The sequence below is a fragment of the Dankookia rubra genome (assembly GCF_004355005.1).
In the GTDB taxonomy this organism is placed as follows: domain Bacteria; phylum Pseudomonadota; class Alphaproteobacteria; order Acetobacterales; family Acetobacteraceae; genus Paracraurococcus; species Paracraurococcus ruber_A.
In genome coordinates this window covers 1-17,116 of sequence record NZ_SMSJ01000057.1, presented here as the reverse complement: position 1 = coordinate 17,116, position 17,116 = coordinate 1, and the positions used below count along the sequence as shown (strand labels likewise).

Below are 17,116 nucleotides of genomic sequence, written 5' to 3'. Positions count from 1 at the left end.
GCGCCGACTCAGAGACTTAGCGAAGGGTCCAGGGAGGATACCTCCTTCCGGCCTTGCTGCCTCCGAGGATGCCCGCATGACGCTCACCCGCCGCGCCGCGATGGCGACGACCCTGCTGCCCTTCGCCGCGCGCGCCCAATGGGCGCCGAGCCATCCGCTGCGCTGGATCGTCGGCTATCCCGCCGGCGGCGGCACCGACGTGCTGGCGCGGCTGCTCGGCAGCGCCATGGGCCCGAAGCTCGGCCAGCCCGTGGTGGTGGAGAACCGGCCCGGCGCGGCCACCAATATCGGCGCCGAGGCCGCCGCGCGGGCCGAGCCGGACGGGCATACCGTCTTCACCGCGGGGAACGAGACGCTGGTCTTCAATCCCGCACTCTACCGTTCGCTGCCCTTCGACGTGGATCGGGACCTTCGGCTGCTGGGACTGATGGCGCGCTTCCACCTGGTGGTGGCGGTCCGCACCAGCTCCGCCGCCACCACGCTGCGGGCGCTGCTGGACCGCGCGAAGGCGGCGCCGGGCACGGTCGACTACGGCAGCCCCGGCATCGGCAGCCCGCACCACCTGGCGATGGAACGCCTCGCCCGCGATGCCGGCGTGAAGCTGAACCACGTGCCCTATCGGGGCATGGCGCCGGTGCTGAACGACCTGATGGCGGGCACGGTGGAGGCCGCGGTGGTGGACCTGGCGGCGGGCGGGGAGGCCTTGCGCTCCGGCCGCGTCCGCCCGCTCGCGCTCTGTTCCGCGGCACCGCAGGCGGCGCTGCCCGGCGTGCCGGTGGTGGCCGAGGCCGCGGGGCTGCCGGGTTTCGAGGCCTATGCCTGGCAGGGCCTGACCGCGCCCGCCCGCATCCCGGATGCCGCCGCCGCGCGGCTTTCGGCGTCGCTGGCGGAGACCTTGGCCGAGGCGCCGGTACGTGCGCGGATGCAGGAGATCGGGCTGGAGCCGCTGACCGGCGCCGCCGCGGAATACCGCGCGCGGATCGACGCCGAGCGCGCCATCACCTGGCCGCTCATCAAGGCGCTGGGGCTGACGTTGGACTGAGGAAGATTGGGGAGGGAAGCGTATTCCCTCCCCAAGCCCCGCCCTTCCTTCTTGTGGTTCGGGACCCGACCCGGAGAAACAAAGAAGGGTCCAGGGGAGGATACCTCCTCCCTGGCCTTGCCTTCCCCTCAGTCCAGCGGCTCCAACCGCACGATCGACGCCCCGTGGTTGCTGCCGGCCCAGAAGGTCGCCGGCTTGCCCCCGGTGACGAAGACCCGCCGGATGTTTGTCGGCCGCGGCCGCAGGTATTCGACGAACTCGCCGCTCGCCACGTCCATACGGTAGATCGAGTAGGTGCCGCTGTCCTCGATCCAGACCTTGCCGTCCACATGGCTGTGGCGCGACTAGACCTCGGTGGTCTGGGTGCTGTCGCGGTTCAGCCGGGCCGGCAGCGGGTACATCCGGAAGGTCTCGGTCCGCGGATCGAAGCGGGCGACGCCGCCCTGGTAGGACAGGCCCATCCACAGGTTGCCGTCGCGGTCGGCGCGCAGCGCGAGGGACCCCTTCGGGCTGTCCGGCTTCAGCGTCGGGACCATCCATTCCCTGGTCTCGCCGGTCTTCGGGTCGAGCCGCCCCAGCACCTGCTCGGTGAAGCTGTTGTACCAGACCATGCCGTCGGCGGTGACGATGACGTCGTGCGGCTGCCGCGTCGTCTCCGGCAGGTCGTATTCGGTCACCACCATGCGGGTGGCGCGGCCGCTCGGGCGGGGGAAGGGGGTCAGCCTGAAGTCGAAGCCCTCCTTCTGCCACAGGTTGTGCTGCGCGAGGTAGGCGGCCTGCCGCTCGAAAACCTTCCGCCGCGCGGCCTGGGCCGCGGCGGACTGGTTGGCGACGCGGTCCTGCAGCAGCACCTGCGGCCGCAGCAGCGAGGAGGCCTGGGCATAGCTCGCCATCCGCAGCTGGACCTCGACGAACTCCTTCGCATCGTGGTCCGAGAAGAGCGGCTGCTTCAGCGTGTGGCAGTTGGTGCAGTTCTGCAGGAAGTGGTTGTCGGCATCGCCGCCCGGCAGGCTCGCGATCCATTCGGCGTTCGAGAGCTGCATCGCCGGCTCCGTGGCCGGATTCAGGATCAGCGCGGCGGTCACCGGCGCGGCCGTCAGCTCGACCTTCTCCGGCCCGGCCAGGTCCCAGCCGGCGGCGCGGACCGAGAGCTCGGTCGGGCCCGCCGGCAGCCTGCCGGCGGGGAAGGCGAAGCGCCCCTCGGCATCGGTCACGACGGTGACGGTGATGGTGCTGCCAGCGGCGCGGGCATTGACCAGCACGCCGCCCATCGGCCCTTCCTCGGCCGAGCGGACCGTGCCGCTGAGGCCCTGGGCGAGGGCGGTGCCGGACCAGGCCAGCATGGCAAGCAGGGGCAGGGCCCATCGGGCGGGCGGGGGACGCATGGACAAACCCTCCGCTCCGGCGTCCTGCGCCGGTTGCGGGAAGCCGAAGGCCCGCTTCGGCCCGGTTGGGAATAGGGGCGGCGCGGCAGGGCGGGCCGGGCAGGCTGCCCGGCCGCTGCCTCAGCGCCGGCCGAAGACCGCCAGCCCGGCGCCGAGCAGCGCGACCGCCGCGGTCAGCGGGCCGAAGCCGCCGAAGCCGTAGCCCGCCATCATCCAGCCGCCGAGCGATGCGGCGCCGAGCCAGCCGAAGCTGGCCGAGGTGACGTTCAGCCCGAGCACGGTGCCGCGCACCTCGTCCGGCACGTTCGCCATCGCCGCCATCAGGCTCGGCCGCGCCAGGGCATTGACGAAGACATAGGCGAAGCCGAGGGCGACCGTCGGCACTAGGCCGGCCTGCCAGCCGAACAGCGCCAGCGCCACCAGGCCGGAGGCCGCCATGGCCGCGGCGAAGGTCAGCATGCGGTTGCGCAGCCGGTCCGCCAGCTGCCCGCCGATGATGGTGCCGCCGATATTGCCGAGCGCGAAGAGCGCCAGCGGCAGCGCCACCTGGCCGAGCGAGAGCTGGTAGGTCGATTGCAGGAAGGTGGCGAAGTAGACCGCGGTCAGCCCGTAGCAGATCCGCTCCGCCACCCCCATCGCCAGCAGGTTCAGCACCCGGGGCGACAGCGCGGCGCGCAGGCTCGGCGCGGCGGCGCCCGCCTTCCGCGGCCCGTCCACCGGCCGCAGCGTGGTGAGGAACAAGGACGCTGCGGCGACCAGCGCCAGCGCCGCGACGCAGAGATTGACCCCGCGCCAGCCGATCAGCGTGCCGATCGCCGCGGCCGCCGGCACCCCCACCAGCAGGGTCAGCGACTGCCCGGCCATGACCCAGCCGAGCGCCCGGCCGCGCTGGCGGTCGACGGTGCGGGCCGAGGCCTCGGCCATCAGCACGCCGGTGAAGGCCCCGGCGCAGCCGCCGGCGAAGGTCGACCACAGCGCCGCCTCGGCATAGCTGCCGGACCGCGAGACCAGCACCATGCAGAGCGCCAGGCCGACCGGCCCGCCGATCAGGAAGGGCCGCCGCCCCCAGCGGTCCGACCCGGCGCCGGCGAAGAGCGAGGCGGCGCCCCAGGCGATCGAGGTCAGCGCCATCAGGTTGGCGACCAGCGCGAGCGAGGTGTCGAGGTCGCGCGCCATGTCGATGAGGAAAGGCGCCCGCGTGGTGCCGGAGGAGGAGGCGGCGAACATGCCGAGGCAGCAGGCCACCAGCAGCGCCCAGGGCATCCGCGGCATGGCCGGGTCGGGCGCGGGTCCCGTGGGGCGCTCGGGGGCGGCGACCTGCGGCGGCGCGGGGGTGGGCACGTCCAGGGCTGGGGGCATGCCGGTGTTCTAGGCGGGATGGCGCCCGGGCGGGAGGGGCGGTCGACCGAACCGACGCCCGGCGGCGCTGCCCATGCCCGGGGCGCAACGGCCCGGCCCGCAGGTCCGGGGCGCCGGACGGCGCCCGGCGTCAGGGCAGCACGAAGGCAAGCCTTCGTGCCGCCGCCCTCAGTCGAACATGTCGGGCTGGGTCGCCGCGATGTGGTCGTACAGCGTCTGGAAATGCAGCCAGCCGATGAAGTCGCTGCCGACATGCTCGCGGCTATAGGCGGCGGTCTTGTCGGAGAGCAGCTGCGGCTTGATCCCCGTCGCCTCGACCATCAGCTGCTGCTGGCAGGCGCGCTCCAGCGCGATGAACCAGAAGGCGGCGTCGTCGATGCTGTGCCGGCTGCTGGTCAGCAGGCCGTGGCTCTGGTGCAGGATGCCGCGGTTGCGGCCCATCTCCTTGGCCACCGACCAGCCGCTCTCGCGCTCCACCGCGACCGCCCCGGCGGAGGCGCCGATCACCGCGTGGTCGTTGTAGAAGGCGGCCGCGTCCTGGCTGATCATGTCGAGCTTGCGGCCGGTGGCGCACCAGGCGGTGCCGTAGGTGGTGTGCGCGTGGCACATCGCCATGACCTCCGGGTATTCCTCGTGCACCGCGGCATGCAGCACGAAGCCGGCGCGGTTGATGGCGTAGCGGCCCTCCACCACCCGTCCCTCGTGGTCGGCCAGGATCAGGTTCGACATCTTCACCTGGGAGAAGTGCACGCACATCGGGTTGGTCCAGTAGAGCTCCGGGTGCTCCGGGTCGCGCACCGTCAGGTGGCCGGCGAAGCCGTAGTCGAAGCCGTGCATGCCGAAGGCGCGCGTCGCCGCCACCAGGTGCTTCTTGCGGTAGTCACGCTCTTCGGCATGGGTGGCGAAGCTCGGGATCTCGGGGAAGACCAGCCCTTCCTGCTCCGGCTGGTAGATCGAGACGCGGTTCCTGCCAGGGACGTTGTCGAGCATCGGGGTTTCCTCCTCGGCCATGCGGCGATGCCGCAATCTCGGGCGCGGCGGCGCGGTTGACAAACGCGGGTTCTTCAACCCGTCATGAATCCGATTCACGGGTCCCGCATGCGCCAGCTTCCCAGCTTCTCCGCCTTGCGCGCCTTCGAGGCCGCGGCCCGCCTGGAAAGCTTCGCCCTGGCGGCGGCGGAGCTGCACCTCAGCGCCTCCGCCGTCAGCCACCAGATGCGGTCGCTGGAGGCGCAGCTCGGCCGCAGCCTGTTCTCCCGCCGCAGCGGCCAGGGGGTGGAGCCGACCGCGGCGGGGCGGCAGCTGCTGGCCCGGCTGACGCCGATCCTCGACGAGCTGGAGGCCGCCTGCGCCGCGCTGCGGCCGGAGCCGGCCGCCGACGCGTCCCCGCTGGCGCTGCATTGCGTGCCCTCCTTCGCCGCGCAGTGGCTGGGGCCCCGGCTGCCCGGCTTCCTGGCGCGGCATCCCGGCATCACCCTGCGGCTGACCGCCAGCGCCGATCCGGTGGACCTGGCGCGCCAGCCGGGGATCGACCTCGCCATTGCCTATGGCGCGGCGCCCGCCCAGCCCGGGGTGGTGGCCGAGCCGCTCGGCCAGGAACTGGTCACCGCCCTGGCGGCCCCGGAACTCGCGGCCCGGCTCGACCTTGCCGGCCCCGCCCTGCCGGCGGGGCTGAGGCTGATCGAATCCGCGGTCAGCCCGGTGCGCTGGGAGGAATGGCTGGCGCTGAACCGGCTCGGCCCGCCATCCGCGGCGCCGCGCCCCTCCTTCGACCGGGCGGCCATGGCGATCGCCGCGGCGGCGCAAGGGGTGGGCGTCGCGCTCGAGAGCACGAGGCTGGCGGCCGGGGAGCTGGCGCGGGGCGAGCTGGTGGTCCTCGGCGGCGGGCGGTTCCGCGGCCTGCCGCGGGTGCTGCACCACCTCTGCACCCGGGCGGCGCAGCGCGGGGTGCCGAGGATCGCGGCCTTCCGGGCCTGGCTGCTGGCGGAGACGGCCCCGTAAGGCCGGGGAAGAACGCATTCTCCCCCGGACCTCCTCATCTATTTTTCCGAGTCCTGCACTCGTTGCGCGACGAGTGCCGAATCCCAGAAAGGAAGGCCAGGGGGAACATACACGTTCGGAGAGGGAATGCCTTTCCCTCCCTGACCTTCTACGCCGCGCAGGCCTGCCGCAGCGCGTCCCGCGTCCCGCCCAGCGCCTGCAGCGCCACCCGGCTGCGCTTCGCCACCGTCAGCAGCGCGCCCAACTCCCGCGGCTGCCGCAGCAGCGCCAGCGCCACGCGCCCCGCCGCCGGCCGGCCATCCGGGGTCAGCCCGATCGCCGCCGAGCGCGGCAGCACCTCCTCGGCGGTATCGGCCACCGCCCGCAGCGCCGCGAAGGGCAGTTGCCGGGCCGCGGCGAAATGCGCCGCCGCCTCGGTCTCGAGGTCCACCACCAGGGCGCCGGTGGCGGCCCGCAGCGCACGCTTGCGCGCCGGCTCCCCCACCACGCCCGGCGCGCCCGCCACCATGCCGAGCCGCGCGCCGCAGCGCCGCGCCAGCGCCGCCGACCAGCCGAGATCGGCGGCATAGGCGCCGCCCGGCCCGCGCACCCGCGTTGCCACCACCAGGTCGCCGCAGATCAGCGACGGGTCCAGCCCGCCGGCGATGCCGAAGCTGAGCACGCCCGTCAGCCCTCCGGGCGCCTGCAGCAGCAGCGCCCGCAACCGCACCGGGTCGCCGCCGCTGACGATGACCGGCATCTCGGGGGGGAGCAACGCCGCCTCGGACCGCATGCCGACCACGGCAAGGATCGAGGAGAGGGGCATGGACAGGGGGTGTCCTCCAGGGCTGCGGGGCGTGATGCTGCGGCGCATTATAAGCAGCTAAGCGGGATCCCGCGCAGCCACTGATTCATGATTCAGCCATAATTCGCGGCCGCTCCCGCTCACCTGGCCGCGATCACAGGCCGTGCGGCACATGCCGCGAATTGCCCAGCCGCAGCCTGCGCAGCCGCGCCAGGGCCCAAAGCGGGAAAAGCTGCGCATAGCCGTGGTAGCGAAGGTAGAAGACGCGCGGGAAGCCGGTGCCGGTATAGTCCTCCTCCGGCCAGGACCCGTCCCCGGCCTGGCGGGCCAGCAGCCAGGCGGCGCCGCGCCCGACCGCCGGGTCCTCGACCGCGCCGGCCGCCATCAGCGCCAGCAGCGCCCAGGCGGTCTGGCTCGCGGTGCTCGGGCCCATCGCCATGTCGGCATCGGCGCGGGTGCCGCCGCGGCGGGGATAGGTGAAGCCGTCCTCGCCCCAGCCGCCATCGGGGTTCTGGCAGCGCTTCAGCCAAGTGACGGCCTTCCGCATCGCCGGGTGCTCCGGCGGCAGGCCGGCGGCGTTCAGCGCGGTGACCGCCGACCAGGTGCCGTAGACGTAGTTGACGCCCCAGCGGCCGTACCAGGACCCGTCCGGCTCCTGTTCCGCCAGCATGTAGTCGATCGCCTGCCGCACCGCGGGGTTGTCCGCCCCGTGGCCGAGCTGCGCCAGCATCGCCAGGCAGCGGCCGGAGACGTCCGAGGTCGGCGGGTCGAGCAGCGCGCCATGGTCGGCGAAGGGGATGGAGTTCAGGTGGTGGTGGGTATTGTCGGCATCGAAGGCGCCCCAGCCGCCGCCCTTCGACTGCATCCCCAGCACCCAGTCGGTGGCGAGCGAGATCGACCGCGCCACCGCGGAGCCGGAGCCGCCGAGCTGCTTCTCCGCCCGGTCCAGCGCCAGGACGACCACCGCGGTGTCGTCCACGTCGGGGTAGTGCGGGTTGGCGTACTGGAAGGCCCAGCCGCCGGGCGCCACCCCCGGCCGCGCCTCGGCCCAGTCGCCGGCGACGTCGGTGATCTGCCGCTCCAGCAGCCAGGACAGGCCGCGGGTGACGGCTGCCTCCGCCGCCGGCTCGCCGGTCTCGAGCAGGGCGTGGCTGACCAGCGCGGTGTCCCAGATCGGCGAGAGACAGGGCTGGACGTATGTCTCGTCGAGGTCCGGCCGGTCCATCACCAGCTTCTCGACCGCCGCCCAGGCGGTCACCAGCCGCGGGTCGTCCTCGGCGACGCCGAGGCAATGGTACATCCAGATGGCATTGGCCATGGCCGGGTAGATGGCGCCGAGCCCGTCCTCGCCGTTCAGCCGCTCGGTGACGAAGGCCTCGGCCTTTGCTTCCGCCCGGCTGCGGATGCTGGCGGGAAACAGGTGCTGGGTGCGCTGCAGCTCCCGGTCCAGCCGGGCGAAGATGCCCTTCCAGGGCTGCGCCGCATGGGCACCGCCGGGCCAGCGCTTCACCTGCTCGGGCGGGGTGCGGAACAGCCCGCGCAGCGAAACCCTGATCGGCGCCACCGGCGGCGGCCGGCGGGCCATCACCACGGTCAGCGGCACCAGAACGGTGCGGGCCCAGTAGCTGACCTTCGAGAGATGGAAGGGGAACCAGCGCGGCAGCAGCGTGAGTTCCGGCGGCATCACCGGCACGGCATGCCAGGGCACCTGGCCGAACAGCGCCAGGGTCGCCCGGGTGAAGACGTTGCAGCGCTCCGCCCCGCCGGCCGCCAGGATCGCGGCGCGGGCGCGCAGCATGTGCGGCGCGTCCTCGGCATCGCCGATCAGGCGCAGCGCGAAATAGGCTTTCACCGAGCAGGAGACGTCGAGCGGCCCGCGATGGAACAGGGGCCAGCCGCCGCCGCAACGCGCCGCCTCCTGCGCCTGGACGCGGCGGAGGTAGCGGCCGATCCGCGCCTCCCGCGCCGGGTCCTGCCGGCCGAAGAAGCGGCGAAGCATGACGTACTCGGCCGGGATGGTGGCGTCGGCCTCCAGCTCGAAGACCCAGTGGCCGTCGGCCTGCTGGCGCCGCAGCAGGTTGCCGGTGGCGCGGCCGATGGCAGCGTCGAGCGGCGACCGGTGGGCTTCGGTGAGCGTTTCGGCCAGCGAAAGGTCCGGCCGCGCCGCCACCGCGGCTAGGTCCTGCATCGTCGACAAGGCGAACACTCTCTCCTCGCCAGCCTTACCGTACCCAGGGGTGCGGCGCGGGATGGCTCCATTCCAGATCGAATACGTCGGTTTTTTGCGCCTGCGAAGTCCCACCGGCGCAGGTGTTGCGGCTTTAATGCGGCAGTGTGGCTCGATTCATGGAAGAACTGTCCGGTATTGGCGCGTCCTCGGCGTCCCTGCGGGGGCCTGCCTCGCCCTTCCACATGCCGCCGCGGCCGCGCCACTCCGCCAGCGCCGAGTCCAGCGTGAACGCCATGTAGGCCGCGGCGATGCCGGGCAGGGCAAGGCCACGAAGCCGCGACAGCCCGAATCGCCGGAGCATTGGCGCGAAAGCCACAGCCATGGCCGCCCAGGCCAGGGCGCCAAGCGCCGCCGCGGCGCCGGTGGCGAGCACCGCCAGCAGCGGCGGCGCCAGGAAGACCAGCGCCAGGGCGGCGATCATCCCGGCCAGCGCCGCGACGCGGTAGCCGAGCTGGGCATAGGCGGTCCGCGCCACCATCCGCCGGATCGGCCCGACATCCTGATAGGGCCGCAGGCTGTCCACCCGCTCGGTCAGCCCGGTCCAGATCGGCCCCACCGCCTTCATCCGCCGCGCCAGGGCGCAGTCGTCGATCAGCGCGCCGCGGATCGGCGCCAGGCCGCCGGCGCGCTCGAAGGCGGCACGGTCGACCAGCACGCAGCCGCCCGCCGCCGCCGCGGTGCGGGCACGCGGGTCGTTCGACCAGCGGAAGGGGTAGAGCATCTGGAAGAAGAAGATGAAGGCCGGGATCAGCCAGCGCTCGGCCGGGCTCTCGCAGCGCAGCCGGGCCATGAGCGAGACGAGCACCCGGCCTTCGGCAGGCGTTTCGCCGGCCGATCCACACCTTCCGGCTGCGCCTTCGGGCGACCGGACGGCACAGGCGCGCCGCACCAGCATCCGCAGGCTGTCGGGCGCGTGGCGGATATCGGCATCGGTGAAGAGCCAATAGTCCGGCGCCCCCGGCGCCGCCCGCAACCCCTGCTCCAGCGCCCAAAGCTTGCCGGTCCAGCCCGGCGCCCGCGCCCCGCCCTGCACCACCACCAGCCGCGGGTCGCCGGCGGCGGCGGCGCGGGCCAGGTCACCGGTGCCATCGGTCGAGCGGTCGTCGACCACGACCAGCCGGAAGGTGCCGGGATAGTCCTGCGCCAGCAGCGAGGCGACGGTGGCGCCGATCGTCGCCGCCTCGTCCCGCGCCGGGACGATGGCGATGACGCCCGGCCAGGCCGCGGGGTCGGGCAGCCGCGCCGCGCCGCCATCGTCGTCCCGCGCCAGCCAGAACATTCCCCGCCCGAGCAGCAGCACCGCCCAGGCCAGGCATGCGGCGAGGCCGACCAGCAGCGCGGTCATGCGCGCCGCCCCCGCGGCGCGGGCCGCGCAGCCGATGCCGGAGCGCGGCGGCGCCCGCGCTGGGTGGCATCCCGGCCCGTCATCGCAGCATCCCCCGCTCGCGGAACCAGGTGACGGCATCCGCCACCCCCTCCTGCCAGGGCCGGGCGCGGTAGCCGAGCACCGCTTCGGCCTTGGCCGAGGAGAAGTACATGCGGTGCCCGGCCATCCGCAGCCCGTCGAGGGTCAGCATCGGCTCCCGCCCCGTCACCCGCGCCGCCGCCTCCGCCCCCAGCGCCAGCGGCCAGAGCGGCCAGCGCGGCAGCCGCACCGGGCGCCGGTGGCCGAAGATCGCCGCGATCCGCGCCAGCAGGTCGCCGAGCGGCACGTCCTCCCCGCCCAGGATATGCCGCTCCCCCACCGCGCCGCGGGTCAGCGCGGCGACGCAGCCGGCGGCGACGTCCTCGACATGCACCAGGTTCAGCCCGGTATCGAGATAGGCCGGCATCTTCCCCCGCGCCGCCTCCTGGATGATCCGCCCGGTGGGCGTCGGGCGGCGGTCGCGCGGGCCGATCGGCGTCGAGGGGTTGACGATGACCGCGGGCAACGCCTCCTCGGCCACCAGCCGCTCGACCAGTCGCTCGGCCTCGGTCTTGCTGCGCTTGTAGGGGCCGATCGCCTCCGCCGGCGTTGCGGCATCCGCCTCGGTCGCCGGGGCACCGTCCGCGCGCGGCTTCAGCGTGGCGACGGAGGAGACATGGACGACGCGGCCGCAGCCCTCGGCCAGCGCCGCCCGCATCACCGCCCCGGTCCCCGCCACGTTCACGGCATCCATCCGCGCGGGGTCGGGCACCCAGATGCGGTAGTCGGCGGCGCAGTGGAGCACGGCGGCGCAGCCCCGCACGGCGGCGGCGAGCGAGGCCGCGTCGGTCAGGTCGCCGGGGCAGTAGTCCACCGGCACGCCGTCCAGCACGTCCCGCGGCGTGCCGGGCCGGGCCAGGGCGCGGACCTCGTATCCCCCCGCCACCAGGGCGCGGGCGATGGCGGAGCCGAGGAACCCGGTTCCCCCCGTCAGCATCACGCGATCCGCCATGCACCCCCGCCCCGCTTCCCAGGCCGGGTTGTGGCCCGGCCGCCGCCGCTTTTCCAGCCGGCTTGATCCGCGCCCCGGTCGCCCGCCCCCCGCGGCGCGTGGTAAGCCGCGCCGCATGACCTCCCTGCCCCGCCGCCCCCTGCTCCTCTTCGCCGCCGCCCTCGCGGCCCTCGCGCCGGCCGCCGCCCGCGCCCAGGCCGCTCCGGCGGCGGTGATCGAGGGCTTCAACGCCACGCTGCTGGACATCATGAAGAACGCCCGGGCGCTCGGCATCCGCGGCCGGGAGCAGCGGCTGCGGCCGGTCATGGCGAAGGCCTTCAACCTCGAGGCGATGACCCGCATCTCCATCGGCCCGGCCTGGACGCAGATCCCGCCCGCCGACCAGCAGGCCCTCATCCGCGCCTTCTCCGACTGGTCCATCGCCACCTTCGCCCACCGCTTCGACGGCTATTCGGGCGAGAGCTTCCGGACGACCGGCGAGAACACCCTGCAGAGCGGCGACCGGCTGGTCCGCACCCAGCTGGTGCGGCCGCAGGAGGAGCCGGTCGTGCTGAACTACCTCCTGCGCGACTTCGGCGGCGCCTGGCGGGTGGTCGACGTCTACCTCAGCGGCACGGTGAGCGAGCTCGCCAGCCGCCGCGCCGAGTTCACCGCCCTGCTGCGGGAGGGCGGCGCGCCGCGGCTGGAGGCGGAGCTGCGGCGGCGGACGGCGGCGCTGCTGCAGGGCTAGCGGCAGTCCGCCGCTGGCGTTGTGGCTCCGGCATGACCCGCGCCCTCCTCCTCCTCGCCCTGCTGCTGCCGGGCTGCTCGCTCTCGGGCGTCATCGGCACGCATAGCGTCGACTACAACCATTCGGTGGAACAGGCCGCCGACACGCTGCTGGTGGTCAACATCCTCCGCGCCCGGGACGGGGCGCCGCTGCACTTCACCACCATCGGCGCCATCCACGGCGCCTTCACCGTCTCGGCCGGAATCGGCTACGACCTGACCGCGGTGAACAACGGCGTGCAGCCGGCCGGGCTCGTCGCCTCCAACCCGAGCTTCGACATCGGCCCGCTGGACCGGCAGGAATTCGCCCGCGGCCTGCTGCGGCCGATCGACCCGGCGCTGTTCCGGCTGCTGTCCGACCACGGCCTGCCGGACCCGCTGCTGCTGCACCTCCTCGTCTCCCGCTTCGACGAGGGGCCGGGCGGCCGCACGATCCCGAACGTTCCGGGCAGCCCGGACTTCGCCGCGGCGGTCGAGGCGCTGACCCGGCACGGCCGGCTGCAGTTCAACGGCTACACCCGGCTGATCCCGCTCGGGCCGCGGTTGACCGCCGCCCAGGCCGCGGCGCCCGAGATCCTGTCCGACCTGCGCCAGCCCGGCGTCTCGCTGCGGCCGGACGGGCCGGGCTGGCGGCTCTATCGCCCGGTCGGCCAGCTCGCGCTCTGCGTCGCCGAGGGCGGCGGCCGCTACCGCGCCCTGGCCATGGACAACGAGGCGCCGCAGGTCTCGCCGATGAACCAGGAGGGCGATCCCTGCACCGCCGAGGAGGTGGTCGACCACCCCCTGCCGCCCGGCCACGCCGCGGTGGCCGGGCTCGGCTGGTACCTCCGCTCGGTCGAGGAGGTGCTGCGCTACCTCGGCGCCCTGCAGCGGCGGGAGGAGACGGGGCAGCCCGTCCGCATCCGCATCGGCGAGGCGACGCCGCGGCTGTTCCGGCTCTGGCCGGCGCCGCCGCCGCGGCCGCGCCTGGCGGTGGCCTATCGCGGCGCCCAGTGGTGGGTGGCCGAGCAGGATGCGCGGGAGGACCTGACGCTCTCCGTGCTGGCGCTGACGGCGCAGCTGCTGAACTTGCAGAAATCGGCGGGCGAGATCCCCTCGACCGGGACGCTGCGGCTGGTGCGCTGACGGCCGGGCCAGCCGCGGCGGCGGCGCCTTCACGTCCGGAGGCCAGCCGCGCTAGCGTCCCGCCCGAACGGAGGGACCCCCATGAAGGCCATCGGCTATGCCCACAGTCACCCCATCGACCACCCCGAGGCGCTGCTCGACCTCGACCTGCCCGATCCCGCCGCGCCGCAGGGGCGGGAGCTGCTGGTCGAGGTCCGCGCCGTCTCGGTCAACCCCGTCGATGCCAAGCAGCGCGCCGCGGCCGACCCGGGCGGGAAGCCGCGGGTGCTGGGCTTCGATGCCGCCGGCGTGGTCCGCGCCGTCGGGCCGGACTGCACCCTGTTCCGCCCCGGGGACGCCGTGGCCTATGCCGGCGTCGTCAACCGACCCGGCAGCAATGCCGAGCTGCAGCTGGTGGACGAGCGCATCACCGGCCCGAAGCCCGCGAGCCTCTCCTTCGCCGAGGCGGCGGCGCTGCCGCTGACCACCATCACCGCCTACGAGGCGCTGTTCGAGCGGCTGCGCGTCCCGCGCCTTGCCCGGCCGGTCCAGGCCTCCGCGCCCGACGGCGCCGCGGCCGTCGCGCGGGGCGGCGATGCCGTGCTGATCCTCGGCGGCGGCGGCGGCGTCGCCTCGATCGCCATCCAGCTGGCGCGGCAGCTCACCGGGCTGACGGTGCTCGCCACCGCCTCGCGGCCGGAAACGCGGGACTGGTGCCTCTCGCTCGGCGCGCACCAGGTGCTCGACCATGCCGGCGACCTGCCGGCGCAGGTGAAGGCGCTGGGACTGCGGGTGCCCTACGTGTTCGGGATCAACCGGACCGACGCGCATTGGGGCGCGATCTGCAAGCTGCTCGCCCCCTTCGGCCTGGTCTGCGTGATCGACGCCACCGGCGGCATCGACGTGCAGGCGCTGCGGCCGAAATCCGCCGGCCTGGTCTTCGAGGGCATGTTCGCCCGCGCGCTGTTCCAGACCCCCGACATGGCGGAGCAGCACCGGCTGCTGGCCGAGGTCGCCGGGCTGGTCGATGCCGGCCGCATCCGCCACACCGTGACGCGGCACCTCGGGCGGATCGACGCGGCCAACCTGCGCCAGGCGCATGCACTGGTCGAGGCCGGGACCATGCGCGGCAAGGCGGTGCTGGAGGGGTTCTGACCGGGGCCGCGCCGCCTTGGGCTTCAAATCGCCTCAACTGGATTGAGGCGGCAGCCGGGCCGGAGCGGCTTTTTCCAGCTTGGCCAGGGACTTGCCGCGGCGGCAATTGAGGATTTCAGGGTTTGAGGCGCTCAAGCGCGGGTGCCCTCCCGCCTTTCGGACAAAGCCCGGAGGTGCCCAGGGCGGATCCTTGGCTTTGACTATATTCCTATACGCCTGCCCGGTACGGGCCGCAAGCGTGGCGTCGCGCCGCGCCCCCCGCCGCGGCCTTGCCTCCGCACCGCGGAGACCCGACCTGGGACGAAAGCCCCCGGAGATTCCGCCGCATGGCCCTTTTCGCATTCGACAACACCTATGCCCGCCTGCCCGACCGCTTCCACGTCCGCATGCCCCCGGCCCCGGTCGCCGCCCCCGCCCTGGTCCGGGTCAACAGGGCGCTGGCGGCGGTGCTCGGCGTCGATGCCGCGGCGCTGGCCTCGCCCGAGGGCGTCGCGGTGCTGGCCGGCAACAGCGTGCCGGAAGGGGCGGAGCCGCTCGCCCAGGCCTATGCCGGCCACCAGTTCGGCGGCTTCTCCCCGCAGCTCGGCGACGGCCGCGCCATCCTGCTGGGCGAGGTGGTGGGACGCGACGGCTTCCGCCGCGACATCCAGCTCAAGGGTTCCGGCCGCACGCCCTTCTCCCGCGGCGGCGACGGCCGCGCCGCGCTCGGCCCGGTGCTGCGGGAATACGTGATCTCGGAGGCGATGTTCGCCCTCGGCGTGCCGACCACCCGCAGCCTGGCGGCGGTGACCACTGGGGAGCCGGTGCAGCGGGAAACGCCGCTGCCCGGCGCCGTGCTGACCCGCGTCGCCGCCAGCCACCTGCGGGTCGGCACCTTCCAGTTCTTCGCGGCGCGGCAGGACGAGGACGCGCTGCGGATCCTGGCCGACTATGCCATCGCCCGGCACTACCCCGACTTGGCCGGGGCCTCGCACCCCCACCGCGCCTTCCTCGGCGCGGTGGTCGAGGCGCAGGCGCGGCTGATCGAGCAATGGATGCTGATCGGCTTCATCCACGGCGTGATGAACACCGACAACTGCACCATATCCGGGGAAACGATCGACTACGGCCCCTGCGCCTTCATGGATGCCTATGACCCGAAGACGGTGTTCAGCTCGATCGATCATTACGGCCGCTACGCCTATGCCAACCAGCCCGGAATCGTGCACTGGAACCTGACCCGGCTGGCCGAGGCGCTGCTGCCGCTGCTGGATGCCGAGACCGAGCCGGCGATCGAGCGCGCGAAGGAACAGCTCGCCCGCTTCGCCCCGGCCTTCGAGGCGGCCTGGCATGCCGGCCTCCGCCGCAAGCTGGGCTTGACCCAGGCGCGCGAGGCGGACCTTGCCCTGGCCGAGGACCTGCTGGCGCGGATGCAGGCGAACGGCGCCGACTTCACCCTGACCTTCCGCGCGCTCTGCGGCGCGGCGACGGGGCCGGCGGGCGATGCCGCGGCACGGGCGCTGTTTGCCGACCCCGCGGCCTATGACGGCTGGGCGGCCGGCTGGCGCGCCCGGCTGGCGGAGGAGGCGGTGGCCCCGGCGGAGCGCGCGCAGGCGATGCAGGCGGTGAACCCCGCCATCATCCCGCGCAACCACCAGATGGAAGCGGCGATCGTCGCCGCGGTGGAGCGCGGCGACCTTTCGGTCTTCGAGGCGCTGCTCGATGCCACGGCACGGCCTTACGAGGACCGCCCGGGGCTCGAGCGCTACACCCTGCCGCCGCAGCCGGAGGAGCGGGTGCTGCAGACCTTCTGCGGGACCTGACGGCAAGGCCGGGGAGGGAGACGCATGTTCTGCCCAGATCCCACCCTTCCTTCCCGTGGGTCGGCTGCCGCCTCAAGGAAATCGACGAAGGTACAGGGAGGACATGTCTTCCCTGGCCTTGCTTTCCGACCCCCTCAGGGCCTTTCGGGATAGATCCCGCTCACGCAGATGCTGCTCCGGCAGCCGCCGGTGAAGGGCACCGGCTGGCCCTCCGCATCCCCGGCGCGGAGGTCGGGCAGGGCGAAGGTCTGCCGCCCGTCGCCGCCATAGGTGGTGCCGGTCAGCGAGAACAGCGCCGCATTCCGGCTGATCTGCAGCAGGGTGCCGTCGACAATCGGCCCAGGTCTTCGGCGCGAAGGTGCCGCGAACAGTCCGACAGCGGCGAGGTAGCTATCCGGTCCCATGGCGTCATCCCCTTGCATGCGGTGCGCCGGCGAGGCGGACTCCCAACCGGGGCGGCAATGATATTCGACCATGTTTCTGTGTTTCGTTGCCAGCCCGATGTGATCCGCCTGGTCCGCTGCCGCGTCCCCCGCGGTCCGCGGCGAGGGCGCAACGGCGCGGAACGGGCGGCTGCCAGCCCGGTTGATGCCCCTGCGACCGGCCGCCCGCCGTGTCCCGCGGGACGCCGGCAGGCAGGTCGCTTCTCGAGGGAGGACGCGCCATGCGTTTCGGGATTGTCGTCGCGGCGGCGGTGCTGACCGCCCCCGCCCTGGGCTTGGCCCAGACCCCGCTCCGGACCTCGCCTTCCGGGACGCCGGCCGGGCAAGCCGCGTTGGACCGCGACTGCCGGGCTGGCAACGCCGCCGCCTGCGCCGCAGCGGCCGGCCGCCGCGGCCAGGCCGGCCCGGCGCGGCAGGGGGCCGGATCGGATCAGCCCCCGCAGGTCAGGGATGCCACGAAGGACGCGAACCCGGCGCCGCGCTACTCCGGCGAAGGCGGCGGGATGCCCGCTCCGGCGCATGTCCTCTTCTAGCAGGCTGCTGAAATTCGTTGTGACGATGCCGCCTGCATGGTTCCCTGCCCCTGGCAGCGAGCGGGGTGGGGATGCGTGGCAGTGATGCGGTGG

Annotated in this window: 16 protein-coding genes; 7 read left to right on the top strand and 9 right to left on the bottom strand. The window is 73.7% G+C overall.

The annotated features are described in order from the left end of the window. Positions 1-76: 76 nt before the first annotated feature. Positions 77-1,042: a Bug family tripartite tricarboxylate transporter substrate binding protein gene (locus tag E2C06_RS26050; protein ID WP_133291509.1), complete on the top strand. Its 966-nt coding sequence runs from the start codon at positions 77-79 to the stop codon at positions 1,040-1,042. Between the two features lie 128 nt (positions 1,043-1,170). Here the strand turns inward: E2C06_RS26050 and E2C06_RS26045 are convergent, their stop codons facing one another. The 4 genes from E2C06_RS26045 to E2C06_RS26030 form a co-directional block, all read right to left on the bottom strand. Next, positions 1,171-1,371 carry an NHL repeat-containing protein gene (locus E2C06_RS26045; RefSeq protein WP_133291508.1) on the bottom strand — a complete coding sequence of 67 codons (201 nt, stop codon included), beginning with the start codon at positions 1,369-1,371 and terminating at the stop codon, positions 1,171-1,173. A 15-nt stretch (positions 1,372-1,386) separates the two neighbouring features. After that, positions 1,387-2,427: a carboxypeptidase regulatory-like domain-containing protein gene (locus tag E2C06_RS26040; protein WP_133291507.1), complete on the bottom strand. Its 1,041-nt coding sequence runs from the start codon at positions 2,425-2,427 to the stop codon at positions 1,387-1,389. Between the two features lie 120 nt (positions 2,428-2,547). Continuing rightward, a complete protein-coding gene (locus E2C06_RS26035) occupies positions 2,548-3,786 on the bottom strand; it encodes an MFS transporter (RefSeq protein ID WP_133291506.1) in 1,239 nt (412 codons plus the stop codon). A 168-nt stretch (positions 3,787-3,954) separates the two neighbouring features. Next, a complete protein-coding gene (locus tag E2C06_RS26030; protein WP_206664696.1) occupies positions 3,955-4,776 on the bottom strand; it encodes a class II aldolase/adducin family protein in 822 nt (273 codons plus the stop codon). Positions 4,777-4,884: 108 nt separating this feature from the next. Here E2C06_RS26030 and E2C06_RS26025 point away from each other — a divergent pair, with 108 nt between their 5' ends. Then, positions 4,885-5,787, top strand: a complete 903-nt coding sequence (locus E2C06_RS26025) for a LysR substrate-binding domain-containing protein (RefSeq protein ID WP_133291504.1) — start codon at positions 4,885-4,887, stop codon at positions 5,785-5,787. Positions 5,788-5,935: 148 nt separating this feature from the next. On the opposite strand, the gene E2C06_RS26020 is transcribed toward E2C06_RS26025, so the two are convergent. The 4 genes from E2C06_RS26020 to hpnA form a co-directional block, all read right to left on the bottom strand. Beyond that, positions 5,936-6,592: a phosphorylase family protein gene (locus tag E2C06_RS26020; RefSeq protein WP_165982672.1), complete on the bottom strand. Its 657-nt coding sequence runs from the start codon at positions 6,590-6,592 to the stop codon at positions 5,936-5,938. Between the two features lie 133 nt (positions 6,593-6,725). Then, the gene (gene shc / locus E2C06_RS26015; protein ID WP_133291523.1) at positions 6,726-8,759 is read right to left on the bottom strand and encodes a squalene--hopene cyclase; all 2,034 of its coding nucleotides are present in this window, start codon (positions 8,757-8,759) and stop codon (positions 6,726-6,728) included. A gap of 133 nt (positions 8,760-8,892) precedes the next feature. Beyond that, positions 8,893-10,146: a glycosyltransferase gene (locus E2C06_RS26010; RefSeq protein ID WP_133291502.1), complete on the bottom strand. Its 1,254-nt coding sequence runs from the start codon at positions 10,144-10,146 to the stop codon at positions 8,893-8,895. Positions 10,147-10,225: 79 nt separating this feature from the next. After that, entirely contained in the window at positions 10,226-11,218 is a 993-nt protein-coding gene (gene hpnA / locus E2C06_RS26005) for a hopanoid-associated sugar epimerase (protein WP_133291501.1), read from the bottom strand. A 115-nt stretch (positions 11,219-11,333) separates the two neighbouring features. Between hpnA and E2C06_RS26000 the strand changes: the two genes are divergently transcribed. The 4 genes from E2C06_RS26000 to E2C06_RS25985 all read left to right on the top strand — a co-directional run bounded on the left by E2C06_RS26000 (position 11,334) and on the right by E2C06_RS25985 (position 16,047). Next, the gene (locus E2C06_RS26000) at positions 11,334-11,948 is read left to right on the top strand and encodes an ABC transporter substrate-binding protein (RefSeq protein WP_133291500.1); all 615 of its coding nucleotides are present in this window, start codon (positions 11,334-11,336) and stop codon (positions 11,946-11,948) included. A gap of 32 nt (positions 11,949-11,980) precedes the next feature. Beyond that, positions 11,981-13,111 carry a hypothetical protein gene (locus E2C06_RS25995; RefSeq protein WP_133291499.1) on the top strand — a complete coding sequence of 377 codons (1,131 nt, stop codon included), beginning with the start codon at positions 11,981-11,983 and terminating at the stop codon, positions 13,109-13,111. 81 nt (positions 13,112-13,192) lie between these two features. After that, positions 13,193-14,245 carry a zinc-binding alcohol dehydrogenase family protein gene (locus E2C06_RS25990; protein WP_133291498.1) on the top strand — a complete coding sequence of 351 codons (1,053 nt, stop codon included), beginning with the start codon at positions 13,193-13,195 and terminating at the stop codon, positions 14,243-14,245. A gap of 326 nt (positions 14,246-14,571) precedes the next feature. Beyond that, a complete protein-coding gene (locus tag E2C06_RS25985; RefSeq protein ID WP_133291497.1) occupies positions 14,572-16,047 on the top strand; it encodes a protein adenylyltransferase SelO in 1,476 nt (491 codons plus the stop codon). Between the two features lie 134 nt (positions 16,048-16,181). Here E2C06_RS25985 and E2C06_RS25980 read toward each other — a convergent pair whose 3' ends face one another. Next, a complete protein-coding gene (locus tag E2C06_RS25980) occupies positions 16,182-16,451 on the bottom strand; it encodes a phage tail protein (protein ID WP_133291496.1) in 270 nt (89 codons plus the stop codon). A 260-nt stretch (positions 16,452-16,711) separates the two neighbouring features. On the opposite strand from E2C06_RS25980, the gene E2C06_RS25975 reads away from it, so the two are divergent. Then, a complete protein-coding gene (locus E2C06_RS25975) occupies positions 16,712-17,023 on the top strand; it encodes a hypothetical protein (protein WP_133291495.1) in 312 nt (103 codons plus the stop codon). Positions 17,024-17,116: the final 93 nt, after the last annotated feature.